The 25,841-nt window shown below is 69.0% G+C and carries 26 protein-coding genes; 11 read left to right on the top strand and 15 right to left on the bottom strand.

All coding sequences use genetic code 11. From position 1 onward, the window contains the following. Window positions 1-46: 46 nt before the first annotated feature. Window positions 47-640 carry a TetR/AcrR family transcriptional regulator gene (locus ACFWUU_RS27065; protein ID WP_380179377.1) on the top strand — a complete coding sequence of 198 codons (594 nt, stop codon included), beginning with the start codon at window positions 47-49 and terminating at the stop codon, window positions 638-640. On the opposite strand, the gene ACFWUU_RS27060 is transcribed toward ACFWUU_RS27065, so the two are convergent. Both ACFWUU_RS27060 and ACFWUU_RS27055 read right to left on the bottom strand, forming a co-directional pair. Continuing rightward, window positions 624-1,493 carry a hypothetical protein gene (locus ACFWUU_RS27060; protein WP_380179376.1) on the bottom strand — a complete coding sequence of 290 codons (870 nt, stop codon included), beginning with the start codon at window positions 1,491-1,493 and terminating at the stop codon, window positions 624-626. The genes ACFWUU_RS27065 and ACFWUU_RS27060 overlap by 17 nt on opposite strands. Beyond that, window positions 1,490-1,996 (bottom strand): GNAT family N-acetyltransferase, encoded by a 507-nt coding sequence (locus tag ACFWUU_RS27055; RefSeq protein ID WP_380179374.1) that lies wholly within the window; start codon window positions 1,994-1,996, stop codon window positions 1,490-1,492. Before ACFWUU_RS27055 ends, ACFWUU_RS27060 begins: the two co-directional genes overlap by 4 nt. Window positions 1,997-2,060: 64 nt before the next feature. Between ACFWUU_RS27055 and ACFWUU_RS27050 the strand changes: the two genes are divergently transcribed. Further along, window positions 2,061-3,167 (top strand): calcium:proton antiporter, encoded by a 1,107-nt coding sequence (locus ACFWUU_RS27050; RefSeq protein WP_380179372.1) that lies wholly within the window; start codon window positions 2,061-2,063, stop codon window positions 3,165-3,167. Here ACFWUU_RS27050 and ACFWUU_RS27045 read toward each other — a convergent pair. The 4 genes from ACFWUU_RS27045 to ACFWUU_RS27030 form a co-directional block, all read right to left on the bottom strand. Next, window positions 3,133-4,575 (bottom strand): ankyrin repeat domain-containing protein, encoded by a 1,443-nt coding sequence (locus ACFWUU_RS27045; protein ID WP_380179370.1) that lies wholly within the window; start codon window positions 4,573-4,575, stop codon window positions 3,133-3,135. The genes ACFWUU_RS27050 and ACFWUU_RS27045 overlap by 35 nt on opposite strands. A 144-nt stretch (window positions 4,576-4,719) precedes the next feature. Continuing rightward, a complete protein-coding gene (locus ACFWUU_RS27040) occupies window positions 4,720-5,079 on the bottom strand; it encodes a YybH family protein (protein ID WP_380179368.1) in 360 nt (119 codons plus the stop codon). After that, entirely contained in the window at window positions 5,076-6,113 is a 1,038-nt protein-coding gene (locus ACFWUU_RS27035) for an amidohydrolase family protein (protein ID WP_380179366.1), read from the bottom strand. Before ACFWUU_RS27035 ends, ACFWUU_RS27040 begins: the two co-directional genes overlap by 4 nt. Window positions 6,114-6,961: 848 nt before the next feature. Continuing rightward, the gene (locus ACFWUU_RS27030) at window positions 6,962-7,471 is read right to left on the bottom strand and encodes a DinB family protein (protein ID WP_380179364.1); all 510 of its coding nucleotides are present in this window, start codon (window positions 7,469-7,471) and stop codon (window positions 6,962-6,964) included. Between the two features lie 359 nt (window positions 7,472-7,830). Between ACFWUU_RS27030 and ACFWUU_RS27025 the strand changes: the two genes are divergently transcribed. The 4 genes from ACFWUU_RS27025 to ACFWUU_RS27010 all read left to right on the top strand — a co-directional run bounded on the left by ACFWUU_RS27025 (window position 7,831) and on the right by ACFWUU_RS27010 (window position 12,110). Beyond that, entirely contained in the window at window positions 7,831-9,357 is a 1,527-nt protein-coding gene (locus ACFWUU_RS27025) for a DEAD/DEAH box helicase (RefSeq protein WP_380179362.1), read from the top strand. 63 nt (window positions 9,358-9,420) lie between these two features. Next, a complete protein-coding gene (locus tag ACFWUU_RS27020; RefSeq protein ID WP_380179360.1) occupies window positions 9,421-10,329 on the top strand; it encodes a phosphotriesterase in 909 nt (302 codons plus the stop codon). Between the two features lie 15 nt (window positions 10,330-10,344). Then, window positions 10,345-10,713, top strand: coding sequence for a DUF1304 domain-containing protein (locus tag ACFWUU_RS27015; protein ID WP_380179358.1), 369 nt, complete (start codon window positions 10,345-10,347; stop codon window positions 10,711-10,713). 29 nt (window positions 10,714-10,742) lie between these two features. Next, window positions 10,743-12,110, top strand: coding sequence for an MFS transporter (locus ACFWUU_RS27010; RefSeq protein ID WP_380179356.1), 1,368 nt, complete (start codon window positions 10,743-10,745; stop codon window positions 12,108-12,110). On the opposite strand, the gene ACFWUU_RS27005 is transcribed toward ACFWUU_RS27010, so the two are convergent. Genes ACFWUU_RS27005 through ACFWUU_RS26985 form a run of 5 tightly spaced genes read right to left on the bottom strand, consistent with a single transcriptional unit; the run spans window position 12,100 to window position 17,564 of the window. Beyond that, the gene (locus ACFWUU_RS27005; protein ID WP_380179354.1) at window positions 12,100-12,741 is read right to left on the bottom strand and encodes a LysE family translocator; all 642 of its coding nucleotides are present in this window, start codon (window positions 12,739-12,741) and stop codon (window positions 12,100-12,102) included. The genes ACFWUU_RS27010 and ACFWUU_RS27005 overlap by 11 nt on opposite strands. A gap of 59 nt (window positions 12,742-12,800) precedes the next feature. After that, window positions 12,801-14,651, bottom strand: a complete 1,851-nt coding sequence (locus ACFWUU_RS27000; protein WP_380179351.1) for a Na+/H+ antiporter NhaA — start codon at window positions 14,649-14,651, stop codon at window positions 12,801-12,803. Then, window positions 14,648-15,070 (bottom strand): VOC family protein, encoded by a 423-nt coding sequence (locus ACFWUU_RS26995; RefSeq protein ID WP_380179348.1) that lies wholly within the window; start codon window positions 15,068-15,070, stop codon window positions 14,648-14,650. Before ACFWUU_RS26995 ends, ACFWUU_RS27000 begins: the two co-directional genes overlap by 4 nt. Beyond that, window positions 15,070-16,710 carry an MOSC domain-containing protein gene (locus ACFWUU_RS26990; RefSeq protein WP_380179347.1) on the bottom strand — a complete coding sequence of 547 codons (1,641 nt, stop codon included), beginning with the start codon at window positions 16,708-16,710 and terminating at the stop codon, window positions 15,070-15,072. Before ACFWUU_RS26990 ends, ACFWUU_RS26995 begins: the two co-directional genes overlap by 1 nt. Beyond that, window positions 16,710-17,564 (bottom strand): DUF427 domain-containing protein, encoded by an 855-nt coding sequence (locus tag ACFWUU_RS26985; RefSeq protein ID WP_380179345.1) that lies wholly within the window; start codon window positions 17,562-17,564, stop codon window positions 16,710-16,712. The genes ACFWUU_RS26990 and ACFWUU_RS26985 overlap by 1 nt, the downstream gene beginning before the upstream one ends. A 158-nt stretch (window positions 17,565-17,722) precedes the next feature. Here ACFWUU_RS26985 and ACFWUU_RS26980 point away from each other — a divergent pair, with 158 nt between their 5' ends. The 5 genes from ACFWUU_RS26980 to ACFWUU_RS26960 all read left to right on the top strand — a co-directional run bounded on the left by ACFWUU_RS26980 (window position 17,723) and on the right by ACFWUU_RS26960 (window position 23,089). After that, the gene (locus ACFWUU_RS26980; protein ID WP_380179343.1) at window positions 17,723-20,440 is read left to right on the top strand and encodes an AAA family ATPase; all 2,718 of its coding nucleotides are present in this window, start codon (window positions 17,723-17,725) and stop codon (window positions 20,438-20,440) included. Between the two features lie 46 nt (window positions 20,441-20,486). Beyond that, window positions 20,487-21,035, top strand: coding sequence for a histidine phosphatase family protein (locus ACFWUU_RS26975; protein WP_380179341.1), 549 nt, complete (start codon window positions 20,487-20,489; stop codon window positions 21,033-21,035). A gap of 111 nt (window positions 21,036-21,146) precedes the next feature. Continuing rightward, window positions 21,147-22,280 (top strand): alpha/beta hydrolase, encoded by a 1,134-nt coding sequence (locus ACFWUU_RS26970; protein ID WP_380179339.1) that lies wholly within the window; start codon window positions 21,147-21,149, stop codon window positions 22,278-22,280. Then, window positions 22,277-22,648 carry a hypothetical protein gene (locus ACFWUU_RS26965; protein WP_380179337.1) on the top strand — a complete coding sequence of 124 codons (372 nt, stop codon included), beginning with the start codon at window positions 22,277-22,279 and terminating at the stop codon, window positions 22,646-22,648. The genes ACFWUU_RS26970 and ACFWUU_RS26965 overlap by 4 nt, the downstream gene beginning before the upstream one ends. 57 nt (window positions 22,649-22,705) lie before the next feature. Then, window positions 22,706-23,089 carry a hypothetical protein gene (locus ACFWUU_RS26960; RefSeq protein ID WP_380179335.1) on the top strand — a complete coding sequence of 128 codons (384 nt, stop codon included), beginning with the start codon at window positions 22,706-22,708 and terminating at the stop codon, window positions 23,087-23,089. A 96-nt stretch (window positions 23,090-23,185) separates the two neighbouring features. Here ACFWUU_RS26960 and ACFWUU_RS26955 read toward each other — a convergent pair whose 3' ends face one another. From ACFWUU_RS26955 to ACFWUU_RS26940, 4 genes are read right to left on the bottom strand one after another with little or no spacing between them, the layout of a single operon-like run. Further along, complete coding sequence (locus tag ACFWUU_RS26955) at window positions 23,186-23,563, bottom strand: VOC family protein (protein WP_137256081.1); 378 nt, start codon at window positions 23,561-23,563, stop codon at window positions 23,186-23,188. 9 nt (window positions 23,564-23,572) lie between these two features. Beyond that, window positions 23,573-24,175 carry a class I SAM-dependent methyltransferase gene (locus ACFWUU_RS26950; RefSeq protein WP_380179333.1) on the bottom strand — a complete coding sequence of 201 codons (603 nt, stop codon included), beginning with the start codon at window positions 24,173-24,175 and terminating at the stop codon, window positions 23,573-23,575. A gap of 33 nt (window positions 24,176-24,208) precedes the next feature. Next, window positions 24,209-25,057: a fumarylacetoacetate hydrolase family protein gene (locus tag ACFWUU_RS26945; protein WP_380179331.1), complete on the bottom strand. Its 849-nt coding sequence runs from the start codon at window positions 25,055-25,057 to the stop codon at window positions 24,209-24,211. Between the two features lie 15 nt (window positions 25,058-25,072). After that, window positions 25,073-25,768: a GntR family transcriptional regulator gene (locus ACFWUU_RS26940; RefSeq protein WP_380179329.1), complete on the bottom strand. Its 696-nt coding sequence runs from the start codon at window positions 25,766-25,768 to the stop codon at window positions 25,073-25,075. Between the last annotated feature and the right edge of the window lie 73 nt (window positions 25,769-25,841).

Raw genomic sequence — 25,841 nt, 5'->3', positions numbered from 1 at the left:
AAATGTGCAAGACGATTGTGTGAGACAGACGTGTTAGAGTGCGGGCATGGGCAATCGGGAGGCGCTGGTCGAGGGCGCGAAGGCGTGTCTGCTGGAGAAGGGCTACAGCCGGACGACGGCGCGCGACATCGCGACCGCCGCTGGGGTGAGCCTGGCCGCGATCGGTTACCACTTCGGTTCCAAGGAGACGCTGCTCAACGAGGCGTTGCGCGGGTTGCTGACCGAGGAATGGGCGACGGAGGTCGCCGGCGCCGGTGATGAGCGTGCGGCGGTCTCGACCGGACCGCGCGAGCAGTTCGTCGCGACCTGGAGTCAGGTCATCGACAGTCTCTCGAATCCGCGTCTGAAGGCGCTGTGGGCGACGCAGTTCGAGGTACTGAGCCTGGGGGCGACCATGCCTGAGCTCGTGGCGGAGCTGACGAAGATGCAGGGTGAGGCGCGGGAAGGGCTGGCGCAGCTGTTCGGCGGGGTCGACCCGGATGCGGATCCTGAGCAGGTGCAGGCGATCGGCTCACTCCTGCAGGCGCTGCTGCTCGGGGTGGTCGCGCAGAGCATGTTCGACCCGCAGAGTGCGCCGACTGGCGAGGAGCTGGCTCAATCGCTCCGCACGCTGGCGGACCGGATCAGTCCCAGCGCATAGCCATCGGGTTGTCCGCCGGGATCAGCCCGGCCGACATCAGTACGGCGCTCATCGGACGTACGACGTCGTGCAACTCGCGGGTGCGCTCATCGCCGAGCGCTCGCCAACCCTGATCGGCCAGCGAGTCCGTGGTGACTTCGACTTGCTGCCGAAGCGCTCGTCCGGCGTCGGTCAGCGCGCCCTCGGCGTCGAGCAGTCCGCGGCTGCGCAGATCGTCCGATGCGGCCGCCCACTCCTCGTCGCTCCACCGGCGGTTGAGCTGGAAGACCTCCTTGGCCGGCCCACCCGCCGCGGAGATCGTCACCAGCGCCTGGCACGGGCTGAACTCGGCCGCGACCAGCGCCGCGACATGTCCGTCGCCGCGCGACTCCCGCAGGATCGTGGTCGCCTGCCACAGCACGAGGTGTGGCTCGTCCGGCCACTCCAGCGCTGCATTGGCAGCCGCGATCGGTCGGCCGGCAACCGGTGCGAGTTCGGCCGCACGCCGAGCCAGTTCGGCCGCGCGCTTCACGGGCTCACCAGACCATACGGTTTGGTATGGCGGCGCGTCGGGGAAGAGCCCGCGTACGGCGTTGTCCACAGCCGTGAGGCGGGCGTCGAGCAGCTGTTCTGGGGTCGCGTAGGTCCACGCGTCCGGCAGGGAGCGGGCGACCATCGCCGGGTGGAAGTTGTAGAACATCGCGGCGACGAGCCCCGGCCCGACCGCGCCCAGCGGCGCCGCCCGGCAGCCGAAGTAGCTCATCCAGCCGCCCTTCAACCCCAGCGCATCAGTCGCCTTCCGCGTCTCCGGCGAGAAGTACGAAATCGCGTGATACGGCTCTAGCGCCTTCCACATCCCGCGAGCACGATTCATGGCAGCGGACGGTACATGACGTGTAGGCCGACGTACCCGAGCGTGGGGTGGTCGAACGCCTCGGGAACGGTGCCGGCGATGCGGAAGCCGAGGGACTGCCAGAGGTGTACGGCGGGTTCGTTGGTCTCGACGACGGCGTTGAACTGGATCGAGCGGAAGCCGGATTCTCCGGCCCAGGCGATCATGTCCTCGCACAGCAGCCGGCCGACGCCCAGGCCGCGGGCCTTGCCGTCGACCATGAAGCTCGCGCTGGCGACGTGCGCGCCGGGGCCGAGCCGGTTCGGGTACATGTTCGCGCTGCCGAGAACGGTGCCGTCGGCATCGACCGCGACCGTGGTCCGGCCGAGCGGAAGCTCCAGCGGCGACATCCACATCGCCCTGGCCTCCTCCTCGGTGAGGTGCGGGTCGTACGTGTACGTCTCGCGCGCGGTCACGATCTCGTGGAAGAACGGCCAGATGGCCGGCCAGTCGGCGGCGGTCGCGTTCCTGATCTGCACAGTCATTGTGGGAGAAGCATCACCCGATGTTGGCCGGATGCCAAGCAGATTCCCGATAGGCTGTCTGAGGATGACAAACTCCGTGATCCAAGGCCTGCCGCGCTGGACGTTGGTCGTGCCACCGCTCGCTTTCGTTGTCTTGCTGGTGACCTGGCATCGCCACCTGGGCGCGTTCCTGCTGATCCTCGTCTGCCTCGGTCTGGGCGCCGCCGTGATCGCCGCCGTTCATCACGCCGAGGTTGTCGCGCACCGTGTCGGTGAACCGTTCGGCACGCTGATCCTCGCGCTCGCGGTGACGATCATCGAGGTCGCGCTGATCGTCACGCTGATGGCATCCGGTGGAGAGAAGGCTTCGTCGCTGGCGCGCGACACCGTCTTCGCCGCGGTGATGATCACCTGCAACGGGATCCTCGGGTTGTCTCTCGTTGTCGGCTCGCTGCGACACCGCGTGCAGGAGTTCCGCGTGCAGGCGTCGTACTCCGCACTCACGGTGATGACGGCGTTGGTGACGCTGAGTCTGGTGCTGCCGACGTTCACGACGAGCGCCCCCGGGCCGCAGTTCAGCTCGGCGCAACTCGCGTTCGCGGGCGTGACGTCGCTGCTGCTGTACGGCGTCTTCGTGTTCATCCAGACGATCCGGCACCGGGATTACTTCCTGCCGGTGCGCTCCGGCGGCAACAGCGACGTCGACGATGAGGAGCATCACGCCGCCGCTCCGAGCACGAGGACCGCACTGCTCAGCCTCGGTTTGCTGTTCGTCTGTCTGATCGCGGTCGTTGGTCTGGCCAAGACTGTCTCGCCGAGACTCGAGTCCGCGGTCGAGTCGGCCGGCGCGCCGGTGGCCGTGGTCGGTGTCGTGATCGCCTTGCTGGTGCTGCTGCCGGAGACGGTTGCCGCAGTACGCGCGGCACTGCGGAACCGCCTCCAGACCAGCGTCAACCTGGCGCTCGGCTCAGCGCTCGCCAGTATCGGACTGACCATCCCCGCGATCGCCATCGCGTCCATCTGGCTGAGTGGACCGCTCGTCCTCGGGCTCGGCGGCAAGGAGATGGTGCTGTTCGCGCTGACGGTCGTGACCGCCATGCTCACGCTCGCGACCGGGCGCGCCACGCTGCTCCAGGGAGCCGTTCACCTTGCGGTGTTCAGCGCGTTCCTGTTCCTTGCGGTAAGCCCTTGAGGTAGTCGATCACCGCCTGCTGGTGGTTGTGCTCGGCCCAACCGAGTGCGTTCCCGTTGTAGTTCGGATCGCGTACCTCGGGATCGGCGCCGAGCTCGATCAGCTTCTTGACCGTGCCGAGATGGCCGTTGAGTGCGGCGCGGTGGATCGGCGCCGACCCGCCCGAGATCCGATTCAGATCGAACCCGAGCCGCTGCAGGGGTTCCAGAGCTTCGGTACGGCCGATCTCGGCGGCGCGAACGGGCAGATGACGTTGACGTGCGACCGCACGCGCGGCCAGTCCGGCATCGACGTCCGGTGTCTCGCCGCGCATCGCCGCGGCGTACACCTCCTCGATCTCATCCAGCGGCGCCGCGCCTCGCGCCTTGAGCAGGTCCGCGATCTCCGTGTGGCCTTGGACCGCAGCCAGCACATACGGGCGACCACCGCCGTACACCGGATGCCTGGTGCCGGTGCCTTCAGGCTCGGTGCCTTGGGCAAGCACTAGCTCGGCTCGGTGCAGTAGACCGGCCCAGGCCGCGAAGACCAGTTCGTCCTCGAGGAGTTGCTGCGGAGTCGGGTGCGCGGTGGTCATCCGTTCGTGCCACGGACCGCCGTCGCCGCGGCCGAGTCCGTACTCGAGCAGCAGCTCCAGATGCACATCGTCGTACGGCGGGGGACAACCGGGACCGCAGTTGTACATGGTCTGGCTGTCGTTCGGATCGGCGCTGGCGTCGAGCAGCACGCGGGCGAGCTCGACCCGATCGGGGTGCGGTGGTTGGTCGCCCTCGCCGCGGCCGAAGACGCCTGTGATCGCGGTGAACGGTGACGGCAGTCCCTGCCAGAGGTAGCCGGCGTTGGGATCGGCGCCGTTCTCGAGGAGGAGGCGCGCGATCTCGACCTGGTTGGGCGCGTCCAGGCGGTTGTAGGTGAGGTAGAGCAACGGTTCCCAGCGGTACGGTCCGCCTTCTTTTGCTGCGTTGCTCAGGTCCGCGCGGACGGCGTCGAGGTTGCCGGCCACGACCTTCGTATAAATGTTGCTCTGGGCAATCTCTGGGAACCGGTCGAGCAGATCGCGGGCGGATCGTTGGCGCGCCGGATCGTCCTCCCCGTAGTGCAACGTCGCCAGCCGGAGGAACTCGTCGGCACGCTGCTCCGGAGTGTCGAGCGGGCCGCCGACGGACTGCCGATGGGGTGACCGGCTGTACTTGTCCACCAACTCCAGGTGCCGCACGATCCGCGGCCAGCTGGGGAATCCGTAGCTGCGGGCAACTACCAGCTGCGCGTCCGCCAGCGTCTGCACCGGATGGAACTCGTCTGCGAGCGCGATCGCCTCGCGGTCCCCGGCGCGGACGCCCTTGAGCAGACCTTTGGCCTGCTTGCGAAGGTGTTCGAGGTGTGGGTCGTCCGGAAGATTTCGGGTCGGCATCACCGACCTCCTCTCTACGAGCCTGCTGTCCGCGTCGTCAGGCGAGAAAGGAGGTGAACAACTGCCACAACCGTGCTCATTTCAGGTGGGCTGAGCCCTTCCCGCGGACCGGTGGCACCCTGAGTGCCTATCCGCGAGGGTAGCTCACAGCGGCTTCTCCATCCACCATTCGGTGAATTCGTGCGCCCGGTCCCGGTCCAGCCGGATCACCCACAGGTTGCTGAACTCGGCCGGAGGATTGGTCAGGTACGTCGTCCAGCCGCGCACGAATCCGACCCCGTCGCCGAACCCGAGCACCTGGTACTCGAAGTCGGTCTCGCCCGGACCGTCGGCGACGTCGAGCCAGGCCGCCACGATCGCGTCCCGCCCGAGCACCGGCGGCTCGTCCGGTCGCCGGTACCAGGCGGCGTCCTCGGTCCAGAGCGCGGCGATATGCGCGGGATCGTTGCTCTCCCACGCCTTCCGGTACCGGTCGACCCAGCGGTCGAGATCCTTCTCCTTCATGAGATCCGGCGGTTGTTCAGTACGACGGCAGCTGGCGTCGCCAGTACGTCGGGGTGCTCGCGCGGGTCGGCGTCGTACGTGACGAGGTTGCCGGCGCCGGTCAGACCGAGGAACTCCTGCGCACCGGTGGAGGCCGCGGTCAGGGCCTGCTCGACGGAGAGCCCGTGTTGGACGAGGAGGTCGATCTCGCCGGCGACGGTGCCGACGACGTCGGATCCGGTCAGCACACGGACGCCGTACAGGTCGGTGAGCGGCAGGATCGATGCCAGGTGTTCGGAGCGGGCTCGGCGGCGGGCCGACTGCTCCGGGGTCTCGTTCGGGCTCGGGTCGACCGAGGCGCAGAGCGTCGGGGTCCACGCGCCGCCGCGGGCGCCCAGGGTTTCGAGGTCCTGCTCGGTGAGCGCCGTACCGTGTTCGACCGAGTCGATGCCGAGCCGGATCAGGTCGGTGACGTGGTCGGTGTTGACATGCGCCGCGACCCGGGCGCCGCGGGAGTGCGCCAGCTCGACCATCGCCCCGACCACATCCAGGCCGTACGTCGGACTGACCTTGCTACCGCGGATCGGACCGTCCGGGCCGACCTCGGGGAAGTCGCCGACCAGCTTCAGCCAGGTCGCTCCGGCAGCGATCTCGGCCTCGACCGCGGCGAGCAGGTCCTCCGCTGCGACCGGCTCGTACGCCTGCGGGAAGTAGCAGCCCTCCGGCGCGAGGAACCGGCCCGCCGCGAGGACGAGCGGACGGCTGTCGTCCCGCGTGCGAGCCAGCTCGAGGGTCACCTCGCGCTTGCCGCCGACATCGCGGACCGCACTCACGCCCGCGCCGGCCAGCTCACCGAGCCGCTCGGCCGCGAAGTCCGCGCCCTGCAGCACGGGCCCGTTCGGGCCGGGCGCCATGGTCAGGTGGCAGTGCGAGTCGACCAGCCCGGGTACGCCGTACCGCCCCGGCAGCACCTCGCCGATCTCACCCGGCCCGAACGTGACGCGCGCGGCGCCGCCGGCCGGAAGCACGGTTCCTTCGAAGACCCAGGTCGTCATGGTTGCATCCTGCCTCAGCAGAGATCCACGCCGCGGGTTGATCGCCCCGCGTGCTGCGCGTGGGATCAGCCCCCCGCGTGCTGCGTGGTCGCCTCTCGTCGCTCCGCTCCTCGGCGCGACCACTACGCACGCTGCCCACCCACCCCCGGGCTTATCGCCCGGAGCATCCTTCCCGGCTATCGCCGGGATCTTCCGGCTGTCGCCGGGGTGTTCCGGCTTATCGCCGGAGTTGCGGACTGCCGCCGGCGAGGTGCGGCTGCCGCCGGGGTGCGGGCTGCCGCCGGCGAGGTGCGGCTGCCGCGGGGGTGCGGGCTGCCGCCCGTGATTTGCTCGCTGGCGCTCCTGAGCGATAGCTTGTCCGGCGCTCGCTTGTCGTCGAAGGCGGGCTATCGCCAGTCCACCGTCCGTCTGCCGCTAGCGCCGTGCGGCTGGGGGTGCGGATGACTACCGCGCGGATAGCGCTGGATGGTGACCGTGCCTCCGCTCACCCCTGAGGCGCCGAGCCCCTCCGGAGCTGTCCACAGACCCCACCGGCCGCGGTCGCCCGGCGGGTAGACGCCGGCCGAGCAGTCACTCGCGAGCGCCAGCGAGCGGATCACGGGCGGCAGCCCGCACACCGGCGATAGCCGGCAAACACCGGCGGCAGCCGGCAAACACCGGCGGCAGCCGGCAAACACCGGCGGCAGCCGGCAACACCGGCGATAGCCGGAAGAGTCCGGCGGTAGCCGGAAAGGATGCTCCGGGCGATGAGCCCGGGGGTGGGTGGGTAGCGGGCGGAGCTGTCGCGCCGAGGAGCGGAGCGACGAGAGGCGGCTGCGGAAGCACGCGGGGGCTGACCGCAGTACCAGCTATTCCCCGGTTGCCCCGTCCACGCGTTCGCGGAGGAGGTCGGCGTGGCCGTTGTGGCGGGCGTATTCCTCGATCATGTGGATGTAGAGGTAGCGGACGGAGTACGGCTCGTCGTAGTTGGGGCGGTTGAACGTGTCGTCCAGCGCGAACGCCGCGGCCAGGGTGTCCGACAGCTTCACGATCTCGCGGAAGTCTTCGACGTCCTGTTCGGCCTGCGCAGGGTCGGCCAGGTCGAAGTCGCCGTCCGGATACTCGGCGGTCCAGTACTTCGGGGGTGAGTCGTGGCCGGCGAGGGCGCGGTGGAACCAGTACTTCTCGACCTCGCTCAGGTGCCGTACGAGCCCGATCAACGACATGCTGGACGGATCGACCGAGCGCTCGACCAGTTGTTCGCCGGTCAATCCCGACACTTTCCAGAGCAGCGTGCCGCGGTGGAAGTCGAGGAATCCCTGCAGCAGTACCCGCTCGTCGGCGGCCGTGGGTGGGTCCACCCGGAACTCAGTCGTCACGTGCAGAACCTAACCGTGTGACGAGGGTCCTGTGAATATCCGCCGGTTCTCGACCCGCGGTGACGTAGACTAGTAACGACGGCCCGCCCAGTTCTGCCTCGGGCCGGTGAGCGCAACTACACTGCGCCAGCAGTCGACCACCACGCGCCGCGGCCCACCAGGCCGCGCCGGGCAGGACGACCCCCGACTTTTGGAGTACTTCTATGGCGGCCCGCCGCCCCACGTCTACAACCACGCCCACGCAATCCACCTCCCCGCGCCGCACCACGAGCGCAACCTCGGAGGCATCCGCACGTCCCCGCCGCCGGCGCCGTTCAGGTGCCGCGCGCAACAACCAGCCGGCTCCCGTCCAGGACGTCGTGGTTGCTGAGAGCAACGACATCGAAGTAGTTGCCCCCGACAACCGCACGTTCGCCGAGCTCGGCGTACCGGCTCCGCTCGTTGCCGCGCTGGACGCGTCCGGTGTGACCAACCCGTTCCCGATCCAGGCAGCAACGTTGCCGGATTCCCTTGCCGGCAAGGATGTTCTCGGCCGCGGCCGGACCGGCTCCGGCAAGACCTACGCATTCGTCCTGCCGGTTCTCACGCGACTCGCCGCGAGCGGCAGCAAGCGCCGGCCGAACCAGCCGCGCGCTCTGATTCTCGCGCCGACCCGCGAGCTCGCCACCCAGATCCAGGCCTCGATCACCCCGCTCGCGGACACGCTCGGCCTGCGGTCGATGACGATCTTCGGCGGTGTCGGCCACGGCCCGCAGATCAACGGCCTGCGCAAGGGCGCCGACATCGTCGTCGCCTGCCCGGGCCGGCTCGAGGACCACATCCAGGCCGGTCACGCGAAGCTCGGCGCGGTGGAGATCACCGTGCTCGACGAGGCCGACCACATGGCTGACCTCGGCTTCCTCCCCGCCGTACGCCGGATCCTCGAAGCGACCCCGGCTACGGCCCAGCGGCTGCTGTTCTCGGCCACGCTCGACGCCGGCGTCGACGTTCTCGTACGGCGCTTCATGACCAACCCGGTCACGCACAGCGTCGACTCGGCACGCTCACCGGTCGCCAAGATGACCCACCACGTCCTGCACGTTCAGCCGGACACCCGGCTCCCGGTGCTGGTCGATCTGACCGCAGCGCCTGGGCGCACGCTGGTGTTCACGCGGACGAAGTACGGCGCCAAGTCCCTGACCAAAAAGCTGATCGCCCAGGGCGTGCCCGCCGTCGAGCTCCACGGGAACCTGTCGCAGGGTGCCCGCACGCGGAACCTCGAGGCGTTCTCGGACGGTACGGCGAAGACGCTGGTCGCGACTGACATCGCCGCCCGCGGCATCCATGTCGACAATGTGACCTTGGTCATCCACGCCGACCCGCCGATCGAGCACAAGGCGTACCTGCACCGCTCCGGCCGTACGGCGCGCGCCGGTGCCGAGGGGACCGTGGTCACGCTGATGACCGACGACCAGGTCCGCGACGTCCGCGACCTGACCCGCAAGGCCGGCATCGCCGCGACGGTCACCAAGCTCACCACCGGCGACCCGCTGCTGTCCGAGCTGGCTCCCGGCGAGCGCACGTACGTCGAGCCGGCGGCCACGCCGGTGCAGACCGAACGCGCGGCGGGCTCAGGCGGCAACGGATCGGGCCGAGGCAATCGCCGTGGGCGCGCTTCGGGCTCCACCCAGTCGGCAACCGGCAAGCGGTCAGGCCAGAAGCGCTCAAGCCAGTCGGGTGCCGGCCAGTCGACCGGAGGCTCGCGGGGCGGCCGCTCCAGGTCCCGCGCCGGTTCGGGCGGCCCGAAGAGCTACAGCACGAGTACTCCGGGATCGGCGGCTCGCCCCGCCGGAGCCGCTGCGTTCTCCGCGGGATCGCGCGCCGGCAGCTCCCGCCGAGGTCGCTGACACCACCGGTCGCTCGTCGAGACGATAGCCGCGCAGGCACCCCCGGGACGCTACGTTGGATCTGTGATTCGTACAGTTCTGGGGGACCTGCGGCCCGACGCGCTCGGCATTACCGACTCGCACGACCACCTGTTCTTCCGCTCGGCGGCCCTACCCGGGCAGGAGCTGGACGACGAGGCCGCCGCGGCGGCCGAAGTACGCGCCTTCGCGGACGCGGGTGGCCAATCGATCGTGCAATGGACCCCGTACGGGCTGACCCGGCGCGCCGAGTTGCTGCCTGGAATCTCAACCAGGACAGGGGTTTCGATCGTCGCGGCGACCGGCCTCCACCGGCGTGAGCACTACCCCGACGGATTCGTCGACAAGGTGCAGGACCAGCTCGCCGACATCTTCGTGCGCGAGCTGACCGCGGGTATCGGCGACACCCAGGTGCGCGCGGGGCTGATCAAGGTGGCCAGCGGTTTCCACGTCCTCGACGCGCACGCCGAGCTGGTGATGCGGGCCGCGGCCGAGGCGCATCACGTGACGAATGCGCCGATCGCCATCCACCACGAGCTGGGTTCGGCGGCAGACGCCGTACTCGATCTGCTGGTCGACAAGCTCGAGGTGGATCCGCGCGCCGTCATCCTCGGGCACCTCAACCGCTTCCCGGATCATCGCGTACAGCTCGACCTCGCGCAGCGGGGTGCGTGGCTCGCGTTCGACGGGCCGTCGCGGGCCAACAACGCCACCGACCCGCGGATGATGGACTGCTTGGCTGCACTGATCGATGCCGGGTACGCCGACCGCCTGCTGCTCGGCGGCGATACGACGACCGCTCGCGCGCGGGCGGCCACCGGTGAAGGCCCGGGCATGCCGTACCTGTTGACGCACCTGCGGCCGCGGATCACGCGGTACTTCGGTGCTGACGTCGCGGACGCCGTGTTCCGGAACAACCCAGCGCGTGCCTTCACCACGGATTGGCGGGCCTAGCGGTACCTTCCCGGCATGAGCGTGATCGCGCAGGTCTTCGTGGTGATTGCCGGCATCTTCCATCTGTTCGTGTTTGCGATGGAGAGCCTGCTGTTCCGCAAGCCGAGCACCTATCGGCGGTTCCTGGTCAAGGACGACACCGAGATGGCGGCCGCGCGGCCGTGGGCGTTCAACCAGGGCTTCTACAACCTGTTCCTCGCGATCGGCGCGCTCGGCGGCCTGATCTGGGGTGGCGACAAGGGCCACGCCATCGCGCTGTTCGCATGTGCGTGCATGGCCGGGGCCGGCGTCGTACTCCTCGCCTCCGATCGCCGGATGCTTCGTGCTGCGGCGACCCAGGCCGTCCCGCCGATTGTTGCCTTGGTGCTCGCCGCCTTGACTTAAAGTCCACTTGAGGGCGGAGCCTTCTCGGCATGACCACCCTTGCCGAGCCCACGGCCAGCACTGAGACAGGCGGCGTCCTCTCCCCGCAGTACCGCGCGTTGACGGTCGGGATGGTCGCCTTGATCACCCTCGTCGCGTTCGAGTCACTGGCCGTCGCGACCGCGATGCCGACGGTCGCGCAGGCGCTCGACGGGCTTTCCCTGTATGCGCTCGCGTTCGGTGGACCGCTCGCGTCCGGTGTGGTCGCGATGGTTGTCTCGGGCACCTGGAGTGACCTGAAGGGCCCGGCCCGGCCGCTCTGGCACGGTACGGCGTGGTTCCTGGGCGGTCTGCTCATCGCAGGGTTCGCGCCGACGATCGAGGTCCTGGTCGTCGGCCGGATCATCCAGGGCTACGGCTCGGGTCTGCTCACGGTCGCGCTGTACGTCGTCGTCGGGCAGCTGTATCCGGCCCGGCTGCGCCCGAAGATCTTCGCGGCGTTCGCGACCGGCTGGGTCGTACCGTCATTGGTCGGTCCCGCGATCGCAGGGTTGATCGTCGAGCACACCAGTTGGCGGTTCGTGTTCCTCGCTGTACCGGCGCTTGCGGTGCCGGCTGCTCTGGTGATGCGGCCCGGTCTGGCGCGGGCGGGCGAGCACGAAGCGCGTCAAGGAAAGCTGTGGGACAAGCGGGCGATGTGGGCGGTTGCGGCCGCCGTTGGGGTCGGTCTGCTGCACTACGGCGGACAGCAGCGCGGCGTACTGCAGGTGGCTCTGCTGGTGATTGGTCTGGCCGGCGTGATTGCGTTCGGGCCGCGGCTGCTGCCGGCCGGTACGTTCGTGTTCGGGCGTGGGCTGCCGTCGGTGGTCGCGCTGCGTGGTCTGGTCGCGGCGTCCGGGTTCGGTGCGGAGGTGTTCCTTCCGCTCATGCTGACCCGGGAGCGCGGGCTGTCGCCGGCGCTGGCGGGCCTGGTGCTGACAGTGAGCGCGCTGAGTTGGACGGCGGCGTCCTGGTACCGCGGCCGGCCGAACCAGCCGTTCTCGCACTCGGTGTTCCTGCAGGGCGGGATGGTACTGATCGTGCTGGGGATCGTCACCGCGACGCTGACGCTCAACCCGCACGTGCCGGTACTCGTGGGGATCCTCGGTTGGAGTCTGACCGGGCTCGGCATGGGGACCGTGTTCCCGACGTTGTCGGTGCTGACCCTGGAGTACTCGGAGCGGGACGAGCAGGGTGCGAACAGCTCCGCGGCGCAGCTCAGTGACTCGTTGTCAACGGCAACGGTATTGGCGATCGGCGGATCGTTGTTCGCGGCAATCGAGCCGCATTCCGACATCACGGCGTACGTCGTGGCGTTCGGGTTCCCGGCGCTGCTCGCGTTGATCGGCGTACTGGCGGGTCGGCGTACTACTCCTTAGAGCCGGTCACCGCGATGCTGGCGCCGAGGCCGATGATCATCAGGCCGCCGGTACCGCCGACCAGCTCGAGCCGGCGCGGCGAGCGGGCGAACCACTCGCGCGCCGTTCCGGCCACGACCGCCCAGACGCTGTCCGAGCAGAGCGCGATCACGATGAAGATCAGCCCGAGGACCAGGATCTGCGCCCACGCCGGGCTGCTCGCGCCCTTGTCCACGAACTGCGGGAGCACGGCCGCGAAGAACACCGCGGTCTTGGCGTTGGTCACGCCGACGAGGAACCCTTGGCGGACGGTCTTCCGGCTGCTGCCCGGCTTGACCCCGTTCGCCAGCGCTTCCGCCAGCGACTTCCGCGACCGGAACGCGTGCACCCCGAGATAGATCAGGTACGCCGCTCCGCCGAGCTTCACCACGGTCAACGCGATCGCACTGGCTGCGATCAGCGTGCCGAGCCCGAGCGCGATCAGCACCAGCATGACGGCAGCCCCGACCGTGTTCCCGATCATCGTCAGCACCGCCTCGCGCCGCCCGACCGCGAGCGCGCGGCCCACGATGAACAACACGCTGGGCCCCGGAACCACGATGATGATGAACGCGGTGATCGCAAACGCGAGCAAGTGATGAGCGGACGGCATCTCCCCAGAGTAAATGCGACGCCGTCGCGCCGCACCTGACTATCCGCCGGGTGGGACAGTCAGGTTGCCGTTGCCAAGGACTGGCGGATTGCCTCGGTCAGGGAGCCTAGGTCTTGGGGGCCGTTGTGGCGGTGGTTGTTGATGAAGAAGGTGGGGGTGCCGGCTACGCCGCTGCGGTCGGCCGAGTCGATGTCCTGGGCGATCCGGGTGGCGAAGTCGTGGGAGGTGAGGTCGGTGCGGAAGCGCTGTAGGTCGAGTTGCAGGTCGGCGGCGTACTTCAGGATGTGCTCGAGTTCGAGGTTCTCCTGGTTGGCCAGGAGCAGGTCGTGCATCGGCCAGAACTTGCCCTGTCGCCCGGCCGACTCGGCCGCCTCCGCCGCCAGTTGAGCGTGCGGGTGGACGTCGTGTAGCGGCAGGTGCCGCCAGACGTACCGGATGTAGCTGTTCTTCGCGATCAGCTCGCGGGCCGTCGGTGCGGCCATCTGGGTCCACGGGCACTCGAAGTCGCCGTACTCGACCACCGTGACCACGGCGTCCGCCGGACCGCGCACATGGTCGCGGTTCGGGTCCACTGGAGTCGCCAGATCGACCAGCTGAGGACCGGTGCCCAGTAGAGCCCGGGTGTGACCGGCCATCACGCGGTAGAAGACCAGAGTGATGACGGAAGCGGCCACAGCGGCCGCGAGTACGCCGATCTTCGCCTCCTCGAGCGCCTTACCGGTGAGAGCCAGGTCAGCAATCAGCAGCGAGACCGTGAACGGCACCCCGGCGATCAGTCCGCTCCCCACGACGCCGGCCCAGCCGACGGACGGCCGCACTGAGCCGTGCGTCGTCCTCATGAGCGCCCACGACGTCCCAGCGACCGCAACCGGCTTGCCGACCACAAACGCAACGAACAGGCCGACGGCTACCGGTGCGGTCAGTGCGTCCGACAGCAGACTCGGCCGCAGCGAGATGCCCGCGTTGGCCAGCGCGAACAGCGGCACGATCACATAGCTCGTCGCGCTGTGGTACGTGTGCTGCAGGCGAGCATTGGCCGACAGCGTCCCGGTCAGACCGGTCGTCGCTTCTCGTACCAGCTCCGGCGTCGGCTGCTCACGGAACAGCCGGACCAGCGTCGTCGCCTGCTCGAGCGCATCCCGTCGCGGCAGGTACGCCGACGTGGCCAGCCCGACCGCCAGACCCGTGACCACCGGGTCGATCCCGCTGGACAGCAGCGCGCACCACAGCACCACAGCGAGCGCGGTGAAGACCACCCGACGCTGCCGGTACGGAATCCGCCTGCTCGCCAGCAGACCGCCGTACGCCGCAATCGCGATCAGCAACCCGACTACGTGCACCTCGCTGGTGTAGGCGACTGCGATCACTACGAGCGCCACTACGTCGTCGACGACGAACACGGTCAGCAGGAAGGTCCGGATCCGGTCCGGTACCTGCTTCCCGGCCACTGCGAGCACACCGAGGGCCAGCGCGGTGTCTGTGGACATCGCAGCGCCCCAGCCGTGCAGTCCGGCTCCGGAGTGGTTGAAGGCCAGGTAGATCAGCACAGGTAGGACCATCCCTGCCAGGCCGGCGGCGAGTGGCAGGACCAGCCGGCGGCGTTCACGCAGCTCACCGAGGTCGAACTCGCGGCGTGCCTCGAGCCCGACGACCAGGAAGAACAGCGTCATCAGGCCGCTGTTCACCCAGGTCCGGAGGTCGAGGTTCGCGGACAGCGGGCCGATCCGGATCGGCAGTTCGGTCGTCCAGAAGCTCTCGTACCCGGTGCCGCTGATGTTGGCCCAGGCCAGTGCCACCACGATCGCACCGACCAGCACCGCCGCGCTGGCCGCCTCGGTGCGCAGAAACGCGCGCAACGGACTGGTAGCGGCACTCGTCATCGACATGCCGCTGGGGTCGAGCTGGGTCATCTGTTGCTGATCTCCTGCAGCGTCCAGGTGTTGCCGTCCGGGTCGGCGAGCTCGGCCATGCTGGCGTAGGGCCGGCGATCGGGATCGAGGCCGGGAGCGAGTTCGCCGGCCCAGGTGTCGATCGGTTCCTTGTGCTGGATATCGCCGATCTTGATGCCGTTGGCAACCAATTCCCGATGTGCGGCCTCGAGGTCGTCGACGACGAGGTAGTTGGTACGCGCCGAGCCCGGCGCCGCGTCCGTCAGACCTTCGCCGAACTGGATCGAGCAGGCCGAGCCGGGCGGCGTCACCTGGACGACGCGGAACCCGTCGCGTGGGTGGTAGTCGACGTCGACGTTGAAGCCGAGCGATCGGTAGAAGGCGAGCGACGCGTCCACGTCGCTGACCGGCAGAGTGAGAACTTCGATTCTGTAATCCATCACATGTCCAGGACGAGATCGGTCGTCGGACGGGCGCAGCAGAGCAGCGTCTGACCGTCCGGCGGTGGTTCGAGTGGGGTTGGGGAGTAGCTGACTTCTCCCGACAGCAACGGGGTGACGCAGGTCTGGCACACCCCGGTCCGGCAGCTCCAGCGCGTCGGAACATCGCATGCGTCCGCCAGGTCGAGCAGACTGCCGTCCCGCATCGCGGTAGAGATGCCACTGCGGGCGAAAGTCACCTGTGGTCCATCGCCGGGCGGTCCCTCCGGCTGGTGCGGCGTACGGGCGATCTGGTCGACCAGGCCGGGGTTGATCGCCGCCAGCGCACCGAACAGCTCGGTGTGGACCTGCGTGACCCCGACCGCGGTCAGTGCGGCCTGCATGTCGGTCATGAAGGCGGCCGGTCCGCAGATGTACGCCGTTGCGTCGGACGGCAACGCCAGCTCGGCCAGCTTCTCCTTGGTGAGCCGGCCGTCGACCGAGCTGTAGTAGATGCGCTCTTGGCCGTTGGGGATCTTCGCGAGCAGTTCGTGCGCCTCGGAGGCGAGTGGATGCTCGGACGGGCCGCGGGCGGTGTGGATCCACCAGACTTCGCGAGAGCTGCCGGCCAGTGCGTGCAGCATCGCGAGGACCGGTGTCAGCCCGATCCCGGCCGAGAGCAGTACGACGGGCGTGGAACCGTCCTGCAATATGAAGTCGCCGCGGGGCGCGGCGACGTCGACGACTGCTCCCGCAGCCAGCTGAGTCATGTAGCCGCTGCCAACTCCATGCGGCTCGCGTTTGACGCTGACGCGGTAGTCGGGCGTCGACGACAGCGAGTAGCTGCGCACCGCGTCCGGCAGCCGGAAGGTCAGGTACTGCCCCGGCAAAGCAGCCGGCAGGTCGCTGCCATCGAGCGTCGCGAGGCGAACCGAGAACACGTCGGTGCTCTCCGGAACCACATCGGTCACTCGCAGCTGGCGAAAGCCGTCCCACGCCGGCTTCGGCGTGTCTTCCGCGGCCAGCAGGTCCTGGAACGACCCCAGCCACCCAGGACTCAACGCGGGGATCTGCACGGCGACCTGCAGCTTGGCCCGATCCCGGTGTGGCAGGTACAGCAGCGCATCCGTGTCGGCCACGCTGAGCGCGCCCGGTCCGGTCGACACCTTCACGATCGCGTCGCCGGCTCGTACCGGTCCCTCCGTGATCACGCGGCAGTAGAACCCGGGCCGGTGGTGGCTCACGAGAAGGGCGGGCAGCTCGGGCTCGCCCATCCGCAGACCGACCCGGTAGCAGGTCACCCGCGGTTGCGTGACCTCCAGTTCGGCGCCACCGATCCGGTACCGGTCGCCGATGCACACCTCGTCGTCCGGCAGCCCGTCGATGGTCAGGTTCTCGCCGAACTGCCCGTAGACCAGGTCGTCCCGTCCGAAGTGCTTCTCCCAGTGACGGTACGAATCGATCTGGTAGACCATCACCGCCCGCTGCTCGCCACCGTGGCCGCCCTTGTCACCCTGGCCGTCGCCGTCCAGGTTCAACCGCCGGACCATCACCGGTCCGTCGACCGGCTGCTTCCAGACGCCGGTGAAGACGGTCTTCCCGTTCCACTCGACGTTCTTCGGCATTCCGACGTTGACCGACAACACGGTGGCTGCGCTCATCAGGACAGTTCCTCCACGGTCAGATCGCGGTCGACTCCATGCGAGATCACACCCTGACCAGGCTCCCGCCGCATCCGCTTCCCGTCCAGCTCCACCTCGACCTTGTCCGGCTCGAACGACACCATCCCCGAGATCCGGCGCACCTCGGTCCAGGCGTCCTCGTACGACCACGCCGCCCGTTGCGCCGTACCGATGTCGTAGTAGCTGCACAGGCCCTTGTAAGGGCAGAAGGTCTGGCCCTCGACCGGTGTGAGGGCACCGTCGGTCACGTCTTCCCGCGGTACGTACCACCGCGGCGCGAAGCCTGATTCGAAGAGCACCAGCGCACGGGACGAGGCGGCGACGACCTGGTCGCCGTCGCGGACGATCAGGTGCCGGCTGGTCTGCCGGATGTCGATCCGGTGGTACGCGTCAGCCGCGTGGCCGACGATCCGCTCGTCCTCCTCGTAGAACGCGTCCATCGCCCGCCACGCGAACGCGACCCGTCCCTTCAGCTCGCTCGCGTAGTCCGGCAGCTCGACGTGCTGCCACGCGGACCGCGGCTTGCTCGCGTCACCAGCACTCACCGTGTACCAAGCGGTCGCCCCGAGGTCCTTGTGCTGCGTGGTCCGGTCCTCCGACTTCAGTACGTCGGCCACCACGTCCTCCACCGGGAAGTACGCCACCGGATACCGCGCCGGCTCGTGCAGCAGTACGACGTCCTCGCTGTCCGCGATCCAGTTGTCGCCGAACCGTACCCGCATCCGCCGCCGCGCCGGCTCGGCGTACAGCATCCGCTCCGGCAGCTCGACCGGGACCAAGAACCGTCCGATCGCGCCGGTCCCCAGTGGACCTTGTTGCCAGGCCAGTCCCATCACTCATCTCCGTTCAGATCAGCAGAACGCTTACGGAACCCGAACGGCTCTGAGCGCTGCTCGTGGCACCGCTAGAGGGTGCGGCAGGCGTGGACCGGTTCGCATCTGCCACTGGCTAGCCACTCCGCGAGCTGGCCTGCCGGAGATACCTTGAGGCTGTGCTTCCTCCCCATCGCTCCCTTGAGCTGACCGGGCGTGACGCGGAACGCGACGCGCTGGATCAGCTTGTTGCTGCAGTCTGCTCCGGGGAGAGCCGCGCGCTGGTGCTGTCCGGCGAGGCCGGCGTCGGCAAGACGGCGCTGATGGACCACCTCGCGGCTCAGGCGTACCGCGGCCAAGTAGTACGGGTCTCTGGTGTGCAGTCGGAGATGGAGCTGGCCTTCGCTGCCCTCCACCAGGTCTGTGCGCCCGCGCTGGGTCTGCTCGATCGGTTGCCGGCTCCGCAGGCCGAGGCACTGCGTACGGTGTTCGGCATCAGCGCCGGGCCGCCGCCGGACATGTTCCTGATCGGTCTGGGCGTTCTGAGTCTGCTGGCTGAGGCTGCGGTAGACCAGCCGCTGCTATGCCTGGTCGACGACCAGCAGTGGCTGGACCGGTGCTCTGCGCAGATCCTGTCGTTCGTGGCTCGTCGGCTGGGTGCGGAGTCGCTCGGCCTGGTCTTCGCGACTCGTGAGGTCGGACCGATCCTTCAGGGCCTGCCGGAGTACCAGATCGGCGGCCTGCGTGACGCCGATGCGCGCTCGCTGCTGGACGCCGTACTGACGGTGCCGATCGATGCGCAGGTGCGCGACCAGCTGGTCGCTGAGGCGCACGGGAACCCGCTGGCGTTGCTGGAACTGCCGCGCGGGCTGACTCCGGCGCAACTGGCCGGCGGCTTCGGGCTACCCGGCGCGAGCGGGATCGAGGAAAGCTTCGTGCAGCGGGTGACCGCAATGCCGGCCGAGACCCGTCGGCTGCTCCTGCTCGCCGCGGCTGAGCCCTCCGGTGACGACGCGTTGGTCCGGCGGGCCGCCGTACGGCTCGGGATCGATCCGCAGGCAGCCGCGCCGGCGACCGATGCGGGGCTGGCGGAGTTCGCCAACCGGATCCGGTTCCGGCATCCACTGGTGCGGTCGGCGGCGTACTGCTCCGCGTCCGCGGCCGAGCAGCGTGAGGTACACCAGGCGCTGGCCGCGGAGACCGACGCGGAGGCCGACCCGGATCGGCGAGCGTGGCATCGGGCGCAGGGTGCGGCCGGGCCGGACGAGGAGATCGCAGAGGAGCTGGAGCGGTCGGCCGGGCGGGCGCAGGCTCGGAGTGGGTTTGCGGCGACGGCTGCGTTCCTGCAGCGATCCGCCGCGCTGACGATTGATCCGGTGAAGCGAGCCGGTCGGGCGCTCGCGGCGGCACAGGCCGAGCTGCAGACCGGTGCATTCGACTCGGCTGCCGAGCTGCTCGCCATGGCCGAGGGGGAGCAGCTTAGTGAGCTCCAGCGGGCTCGGGCCGATCTCGTGCACGCACAGCTTGCGTTCCTGACCAATAGAGGGAACGACGCGCCGCAGCTGATGCTGAAGGCGGCCAGACGGCTCGAGAAGGTCGACGTGGTGCTGGCGCGTACGACCTACCTGGATGCGCTGTCGGCGGCGATCTTTGCCGGTCACCTGGCGACACCGGACGGCGATGTGCTCGCTGTCGCGCAGGAGGCCGCTGCTGCGCCGCAGCCTGCAGTCACACGCTCGGTAGACCTGCTATTGGAGGGCTCTGCGCTCTACTACCGGGACGGGTACGCCGCAAGTGCCCCGACGTTGCACAAGGCGCTGGCCGGCTTCGGGCCTGGTCTGTCGGTCGAGGAGGAGTTGCAGCTGCTGTGGATGGCTGCCACGACTGCACTGCGGTTGTGGGACGGGGACCGGTGGGCGGAGCTGTCCAGGCGGCACGTGCAGCTCGTTCGGCAGACCGGAGTACTCAGTGATGTCGCGTTGGCCCTCACCTCGCTGGCCTATGTCTCGGTGTTCGCCGGTGACCTGGAGGCGGCCGCGTCGCTGACTGACGAAGCGGAGGCCGCGAACGAGGTGACCGGCGGCAAGCTTGCGCCGTACGGTCGGCTTGCGCTGGCTGCGTTCCGTGGGGATCGGTCGGAGACGCTGGCGCTGGCTGAGGCGACGAAGCGGGACGGAAGCCGACGCGGTGAAGGCATCGGCGTCGCCTTCGCGGACTGGGCATCCGCAGTACTCGCCAACGGGCTCGGCCGGTACCAGGACGCGCTTGACGCGGCACAACGGTCCGCCGAGGACCGCTCGATCATCCTCGTGCACAGTGAGCTGGTTGAGGCAGCGGTTCGGACCGGTGCGATCGACACGGCGCACCGGGCTGCACAGACGCTCCAGGAGATGGCCACCGCGACCGGCACGGACTGGGCGCTCGGAGTGTCCGCGCGGTGCCGTGCGATGGTCACTGCCGGCGAGACGGCCGAGGGGCTGTACCGCGAGGCCATCACTCACCTGGAGAAGACCGCGCTGAAGGTGGAGCTCGCCCGGGCCCAGTTGCTGTACGGCGAGTGGCTGCGACGGGAGCGTCGCCGTACGGATGCCCGCGAATACCTGCGCACTGCGCACTCCGGCTTCGAGGCGATGGGACTGGCCGGGTTCGCCGATCGGGCGCGGCGTGAACTCCAGGCTGCCGGCGGCACTGCCCGGAAGCGGGTTGTGCCGACCAGGACCGAGCTGACCGCCCAAGAGGCCCAGATCGCCAGGATGGCTCGTGACGGGCTCTCGAACCCGGAGATCGCCACGCGGCTCTTCATCAGCGCCCGGACCGTCCAGTACCACCTCCGGAAGGTCTTCTCGAAGCTGGAGATCGCCTCCCGCAGCCAGCTGGACCAGGTGTTGCCACGCTAGCCCCACCTCCGCAGTTCCGGGGGTGTTGGCCGCTACGCTGCTCTGGATGCTTCTGACTGTGGTGGCGCATGCCCTGACGCCCGCGCTGCGCGGACTCGTGCTCGGCGGTGACAGCGATCCTGATGCGTCGGGTCTCGAGGCGGCGCGGGAGCTGAAGCTGTCTGCCGACGCGGTGTACGCCGGGCCCGAGCGGGCCGCCGTACGCACCGCCTCCGCGTTGGGCTTGGACCCGACGGTGGAGCCGGCGCTGCGGGACCGTGAGTACGGCGAATGGGCCGGGCGTGAGCTGGAGGACCTGCTCGCCGCGGAGCCGTCGCAGGTGGCCGCGTGGCTCGAGCGGCCGCACACCGCGGCGCCCGGCGGCGAGACGGAGAACGACCTGATCGCCCGGGTCGCCGACTGGCTGGGAGATGTTGCCGAGCGCCACAAAGACGGCGAGTCGGTGATCGCGGTCGTGCACCCGGCGGTGGCGCGGGCGATCGTGCTGTACGTCGTCGATGCCCCGGCCGAGTCGCTCCGGCACGTCGACGTACGGCCGTTGGCGGCGGTCAACCTCTCCTTGCACGTCGGCTCCTGGTCACTCGCGCTCGACTGAGCGATATCCACAGGCCATCGCCTGACGGGATGCGGCGGACCTCGTCGCCTGGCAGACTGCGGTCAGTCCGGTCTCACGCCCAGGTGACCGGCTGTCACGGGGAGTCACGCCATGGACGAGCTGGCTGAGCGGTATCGCGCCAATCTCGAGGTGCTGGAAGCTGCCCGCATCCGTCTGCAGACCGCGGTCGACGCCGGTACTGCGAACGACGCCCAGCGGCGACGGCTCGAGACCGTCAAGGAACTGCTCACGCCGGTCACGATCTCGGCATTGGATGCCGAGGGCAACGTCATCGCGGTCCAGCGGCCGCGCCAGTTCCTCAAGGTCGATCCGGAGGGACAGGGCCGGGCTGTCGAAGTACTGGGGGACGTCGAGCACGCGAAGAACGTTGCGGTGTTGGTGCCTGGGATGGGGAACAGCCTGGACACCTTTCGTGGGCAGTCCGATCGTGGCGACCTGATCCGGCAGGAGGCCGGTCCGTCGGATACGGCCGTGGTGGTGTGGCTCGACTACGACTCGCCTCAGGGGCTGGTGCAGGCGGCGAGCAAGGATGCGGCGTTGGAGGGCGGGCCGCGGCCGGCGGAGTTCCTGCAGGAGCTCGATCAGTTGAAGGCTGACGGTGCCGAGGTGACCGCGGTCGCGCATTCGTACGGCACCGACGTACTCGGGCAGGCGCTGCTGGACGGCGGACGGGCGAAGCGAGTGGTGATGACGGGGTCGCCGGGCATCACGAAGTACGTCGATGAGGCTGCCGACTTCGTCCAGCCGCCGAGCCGGCTGTACGTCGAGCGCGCGCCGGGGGACTACGTCGCGTACTCCGAATGGCACGGGCCTGACCCGGCGACCTTCCCCGACGCGATCCGGATGGCGACGAACGATCCGATCGCCAACGACGAAGCGGTGTCGGTGCACTGGCACAACGAGTACTACCGGCCGAACAGCGAGGCGCTCCGGAATATCGGACGGGTGGTGCGTGGGGATCTGGGGTCGATCACGACGACTGACACGAGTCGGTCTGCGGAGACCAAGTTGGTGCTGGGGACCTCGTGGGGTGGGCCGTTGAACGCGGTCGCGGGTGCGGCCTCGAAGGTGTACGACGGGGTTGTGGCTCTGAGTAATCCGTCGCAGGAGTCCGCTCGGGCTGCTGCTTCCGGCGTCGGCGGGTCGGGTGCTGGTGGGCGGGGTGGTACTGCTCGGGCGACTGGGGTTACGCGGGGTCGGCGGGCGGAAGGGCCGCGGCGATGACGGGCGGGCGGGAGTTCCTGCGGAACGAGTTGGTGGCGGTGGCGGCAGTCGTCGTACCGGATCAGCAGCCGGTGGTCACGCATGATCCTGGGCCTGTGAACCCGGGGGTGCTGTTCGACGGGCGTGGGGACGCGACCGTGTGTCGGGTATCGGTCGAGACGGGCAACCCGAAGGACCCGGACCCGGCGGCCGCCGTCTCGGCTGCGGCGGAAGCGTTGCGCGCTCGAGGATGGAACGCCGAGGTGTCGGCGCCGGAGGACGGGCACTACCGGGTCGCGGCATCGCGTGACGGGTTCGAGGTCGCCGTACATGCGTGGGCGTCGGACTGGCGGATCACGTTCACCGGGGAGACACCGCTCGTTTCCTGACAACGAAAACGCGGCGTGGTGTCGCGTGGGTTGGCCGCAGGGTGTATCACGGACACCGTGACGTTGACCGAAGCGCGAAACTACCTCCGCTCGGAACTCCTGGCGGTTGCGGCAGTCGTCGTACCGGACCAGACCCCGACGGTCACCCAGGACGTCGGCCCCGCCGACCAAGGCGCCCTCTCCGACGACCGCGGCCGCGAATCCGTCTGCACGATCACCGTCGAAACCGGCGATCCCACCACCCCCGACCCGGTCGCCCAGATCGGCTTCACCGCCGAAACCCTCGAAGCCCGCGGCTGGAAAGTCACCGTCTCCGACGTAACCGACGACCACCACCAGTTGACCGCCCGCCGCCAGGGCTACGACCTCACCGTCGACGCCCACACAACCGACTGGCGCCTAACCTTCACCGGCCAAACCCCAAACGTCGACGACCTGTAGAACCTGGTACGCCGGCCCATCGCGCGCTTCCGCAGCCGCCTCTCGCCGCTCCGCTCCTCGGCGCGACTGCGTAGCACGCGGGGGTGGACCGGCAGTTCAGCTGGTGGCTGCGCGTTCGGTGGCGCTGCGGAGGACGCAGAATTCGTTGGATTCGGGGTCGTGCATTACTACCCAGCCGGTGCCGTCGGGGTTGCGGAAGTCGGTGGCTATGGTGGCGCCGAGGGTCAGGAGGCGGGCGACTTCCTCGTCGCGGGGGATGTCGGGCTCGAGGTCCAGGTGGACGCGGTTCTTGACTGCCTTCTCGTCGTCGTTCTGTTCGAAGAGAAGCGTCATCGAGTCCGTCACGACGGCGGCGTACGGGTCGCCGGGGTGGTCGTCGTCGGGGCGCGGGGCGTTGAGGACCTGCAGCCAGAAGCCGGCCAGCTCGTACGGGTTGTGGGTATCGAACGTCACGGATCGCACGCGAGATGTCATGCGCAGAGGCTACTTCTGGAAGAGCAGTCGGTCGTCCGGAATTTCGGTCGCCAGGTACGGCGCGAAGCCGGCCGCGACCGCGAGCTCCGTCAGCGCCGGCGCGGTCCACCGATGCACGTAGATGTTCATCGGATGCCCGCCGTACCCGGACGTCTTATGAGTCGTCTCCGAGCCGACATGGAAACCCATCAACAGCACCCCGCCCGGAGCCAGCACGCGGTAGAACTCCGCGAAAGCAAGCGGTACGACGTCCCGCGGCAGGTGAATGATCGACCACCACGACACGACACCCGAGACCGAGCCGTCCGCGACATCCAGCGCGGTCATCGAGCCGACCCGGAAGTCCAGCTCCGGATGATCGCGCCGCGCGACCTCGATCATCCCGGGCGACAGGTCGATACCGGTCACCGGTAGACCGCGCTCAGCCAGCAGCCCGGTCGTCCGCCCAGGCCCGCAGCCGACATCGAGCACGGGACGACCGCTGCCCGCGACGAGCTTCGCGAGCAGGTCGAAGGCGGCGTCCTCCCAGTCCGCGCCGTCCACCACGAGCTCGGCGTACGAGGTGGCGACGGTGTCGTAGGAGGTGCGGATGTCGGCCAGGAAGTCTGTCACCCGGCCGACCCTAGAGCCGGCCGGGGACAGTTTTCAGGCCTTGCCGAGAGCCTGCTTCTGCCGGCCCAGTCCCTCGATCTCCATCTCCATCGTGTCGCCGGGAGACAGGTACGGGAACCGGCCGGACAGCGCCACGCCCTCCGGCGTACCGGTGTTCACGATGTCGCCCGGGCTCAGCACCATGTACTGCGAGAGGTCGCGGATCAGCGCCGCCACCGAGAAGATCATGTCCCGCGTGTTCGAGTCCTGCCGCGGCTCACCGTTCACCCACGACCTCAGCACGAGGTTCGTCGGGTCCACCTCGTCGGCCGGGACGAGCGAGGGACCGAGCGGGTTGAACGTCTCGCAGCACTTCCCCTTCGACCACTGCCCGCCGGAGACCTCGATCTGGAAGGTCCGCTCCGACACGTCGTTCGAGACGGCGTACCCCGCGACGCAGGCGAGCGCCTCCTCGTCGGTCTCGACGTACCGCGCCTGCTTGCCGATCACGACGGCGAGCTCGACCTCCCAGTCGGTCTTGGTCGAGTTCCGCGGCACGAGTACGTCGTCGTTCGGGCCGACGACCGTGTTCGGGTGCTTGAAGAAGACGATCGGCTGCTTCGGGGGCTCGGCGCCGCCCTCGGCCGCGTGCGCCGCGTAGTTCATACCGATGCAGACCACTGAGCCCGGGCGGGCGATCGGGGCACCGATCCGGAGGCCGTCGACGGACGCGACCGGCAGCTCCCCGGCGTCCAGCGCTGCGCGGGTCCGCGCGATCCCGTCCGAGCCGAGGAACGCGGCGTCGATATCGGCGGTGATCGGGGTCAGGTCGTGGACGGTGCCGTCGGCGGCGCGCACGTACGGGCGCTCCTCGCCGATCGGACCGAGGCGGAGCAGTTCCACAGAATCTCCCTGGAGTCAGTCCTGGTCAAAGATGGGCCGCAGGCGGGCACGCGAGGCTTCGATGTGCGACCGCATCGCCGCGGCCGCCTCGTCCGGGTTGCCCTTGCGGACCGCGGTCACCACTACCTTGTGCTCTCGCAACGCCTTCGTCGCGATGCCGCCACCGTAGTACAGCCGGAACAGGTGCAGGTGGCAGTGTGTCCGCTGGAAGGACAGCCGGGCCGTCTCGTTGCCGGCCAGCTCCAGGACCAGGTCGTGGAACCGCTGGTCGTGCGCCGCCATCGCCCGGTAGCTCTCGTACGACGGACGATCCGGTACGTCGGTGTAGCTGAGCATCTCGGCCTTCAGCCGCGCCAGGTCCTCGGCCCCGGACCGCTCGGCCGCCCGTCCGGCCGCCCACGGCTCGATGTGCAGCCGGTACTCGAACAGGTCCTCGAACTCCTCGCGGGTCAGCCGGGACGACACCCGGTACCCGCGCAGCGGCTCCTTGATCACCAGGCCGTCGGACTCCAGCCGGGCCAGCGACTCCCGGATCGGGGTCTGGGAGATGCCCAGCTCGCGGGTCAGCGCGTCGATGTTCAGCCGGGTGCCCGGCTCGACCACGCTGTCCATGATCAGGCCCTTGACCGTCTCGTAGACGTCGTCGCTCAGCACCTGTCGCTGGGGCAGGCGGGCGAGCTGCCCTGCGAGTCCCACATGCGCATCCGTCACTGTCACTCCTCCCGGAACGCTCATTCTGCCCCACACTTGACGGCTCCAGTGTGAAGCGGGAGCATCAGGTACG

Origin of the sequence: Kribbella sp. NPDC058693 (genome assembly GCF_042715335.1) — a bacterium.
Taxonomy (GTDB): Bacteria; Actinomycetota; Actinomycetes; order Propionibacteriales; family Kribbellaceae; genus Kribbella; species Kribbella jiaozuonensis.
This window is presented reverse-complemented; position numbering and strand designations above follow the sequence as displayed.

Coding starts and splice junctions, on each gene's coding strand:
- ACFWUU_RS27060 (WP_380179376.1), bottom strand. CDS start 1,493: ATGAATCGTGCTCGCGGGATGTGGAAGGCGCTAGAGCCGTATCACGCG.
- ACFWUU_RS26990 (WP_380179347.1), bottom strand. CDS start 16,710: ATGAGCGCAGCCACCGTGTTGTCGGTCAACGTCGGAATGCCGAAGAAC.
- ACFWUU_RS27000 (WP_380179351.1), bottom strand. CDS start 14,651: ATGACCCAGCTCGACCCCAGCGGCATGTCGATGACGAGTGCCGCTACC.
- ACFWUU_RS27005 (WP_380179354.1), bottom strand. CDS start 12,741: ATGCCGTCCGCTCATCACTTGCTCGCGTTTGCGATCACCGCGTTCATC.
- ACFWUU_RS27040 (WP_380179368.1), bottom strand. CDS start 5,079: ATGAAGGAGAAGGATCTCGACCGCTGGGTCGACCGGTACCGGAAGGCG.
- ACFWUU_RS26995 (WP_380179348.1), bottom strand. CDS start 15,070: ATGGATTACAGAATCGAAGTTCTCACTCTGCCGGTCAGCGACGTGGAC.
- ACFWUU_RS26955 (WP_137256081.1), bottom strand. CDS start 23,563: ATGACATCTCGCGTGCGATCCGTGACGTTCGATACCCACAACCCGTAC.
- ACFWUU_RS27055 (WP_380179374.1), bottom strand. CDS start 1,996: ATGACTGTGCAGATCAGGAACGCGACCGCCGCCGACTGGCCGGCCATC.
- ACFWUU_RS27065 (WP_380179377.1), top strand. CDS start 47: ATGGGCAATCGGGAGGCGCTGGTCGAGGGCGCGAAGGCGTGTCTGCTG.
- ACFWUU_RS26965 (WP_380179337.1), top strand. CDS start 22,277: ATGACGGGCGGGCGGGAGTTCCTGCGGAACGAGTTGGTGGCGGTGGCG.
- ACFWUU_RS27035 (WP_380179366.1), bottom strand. CDS start 6,113: ATGACGACCTGGGTCTTCGAAGGAACCGTGCTTCCGGCCGGCGGCGCC.
- ACFWUU_RS27050 (WP_380179372.1), top strand. CDS start 2,061: ATGACAAACTCCGTGATCCAAGGCCTGCCGCGCTGGACGTTGGTCGTG.
- ACFWUU_RS27010 (WP_380179356.1), top strand. CDS start 10,743: ATGACCACCCTTGCCGAGCCCACGGCCAGCACTGAGACAGGCGGCGTC.
- ACFWUU_RS26985 (WP_380179345.1), bottom strand. CDS start 17,564: ATGGGACTGGCCTGGCAACAAGGTCCACTGGGGACCGGCGCGATCGGA.
- ACFWUU_RS27045 (WP_380179370.1), bottom strand. CDS start 4,575: ATGCCGACCCGAAATCTTCCGGACGACCCACACCTCGAACACCTTCGC.
- ACFWUU_RS26975 (WP_380179341.1), top strand. CDS start 20,487: ATGCTTCTGACTGTGGTGGCGCATGCCCTGACGCCCGCGCTGCGCGGA.
- ACFWUU_RS27015 (WP_380179358.1), top strand. CDS start 10,345: ATGAGCGTGATCGCGCAGGTCTTCGTGGTGATTGCCGGCATCTTCCAT.
- ACFWUU_RS26970 (WP_380179339.1), top strand. CDS start 21,147: ATGGACGAGCTGGCTGAGCGGTATCGCGCCAATCTCGAGGTGCTGGAA.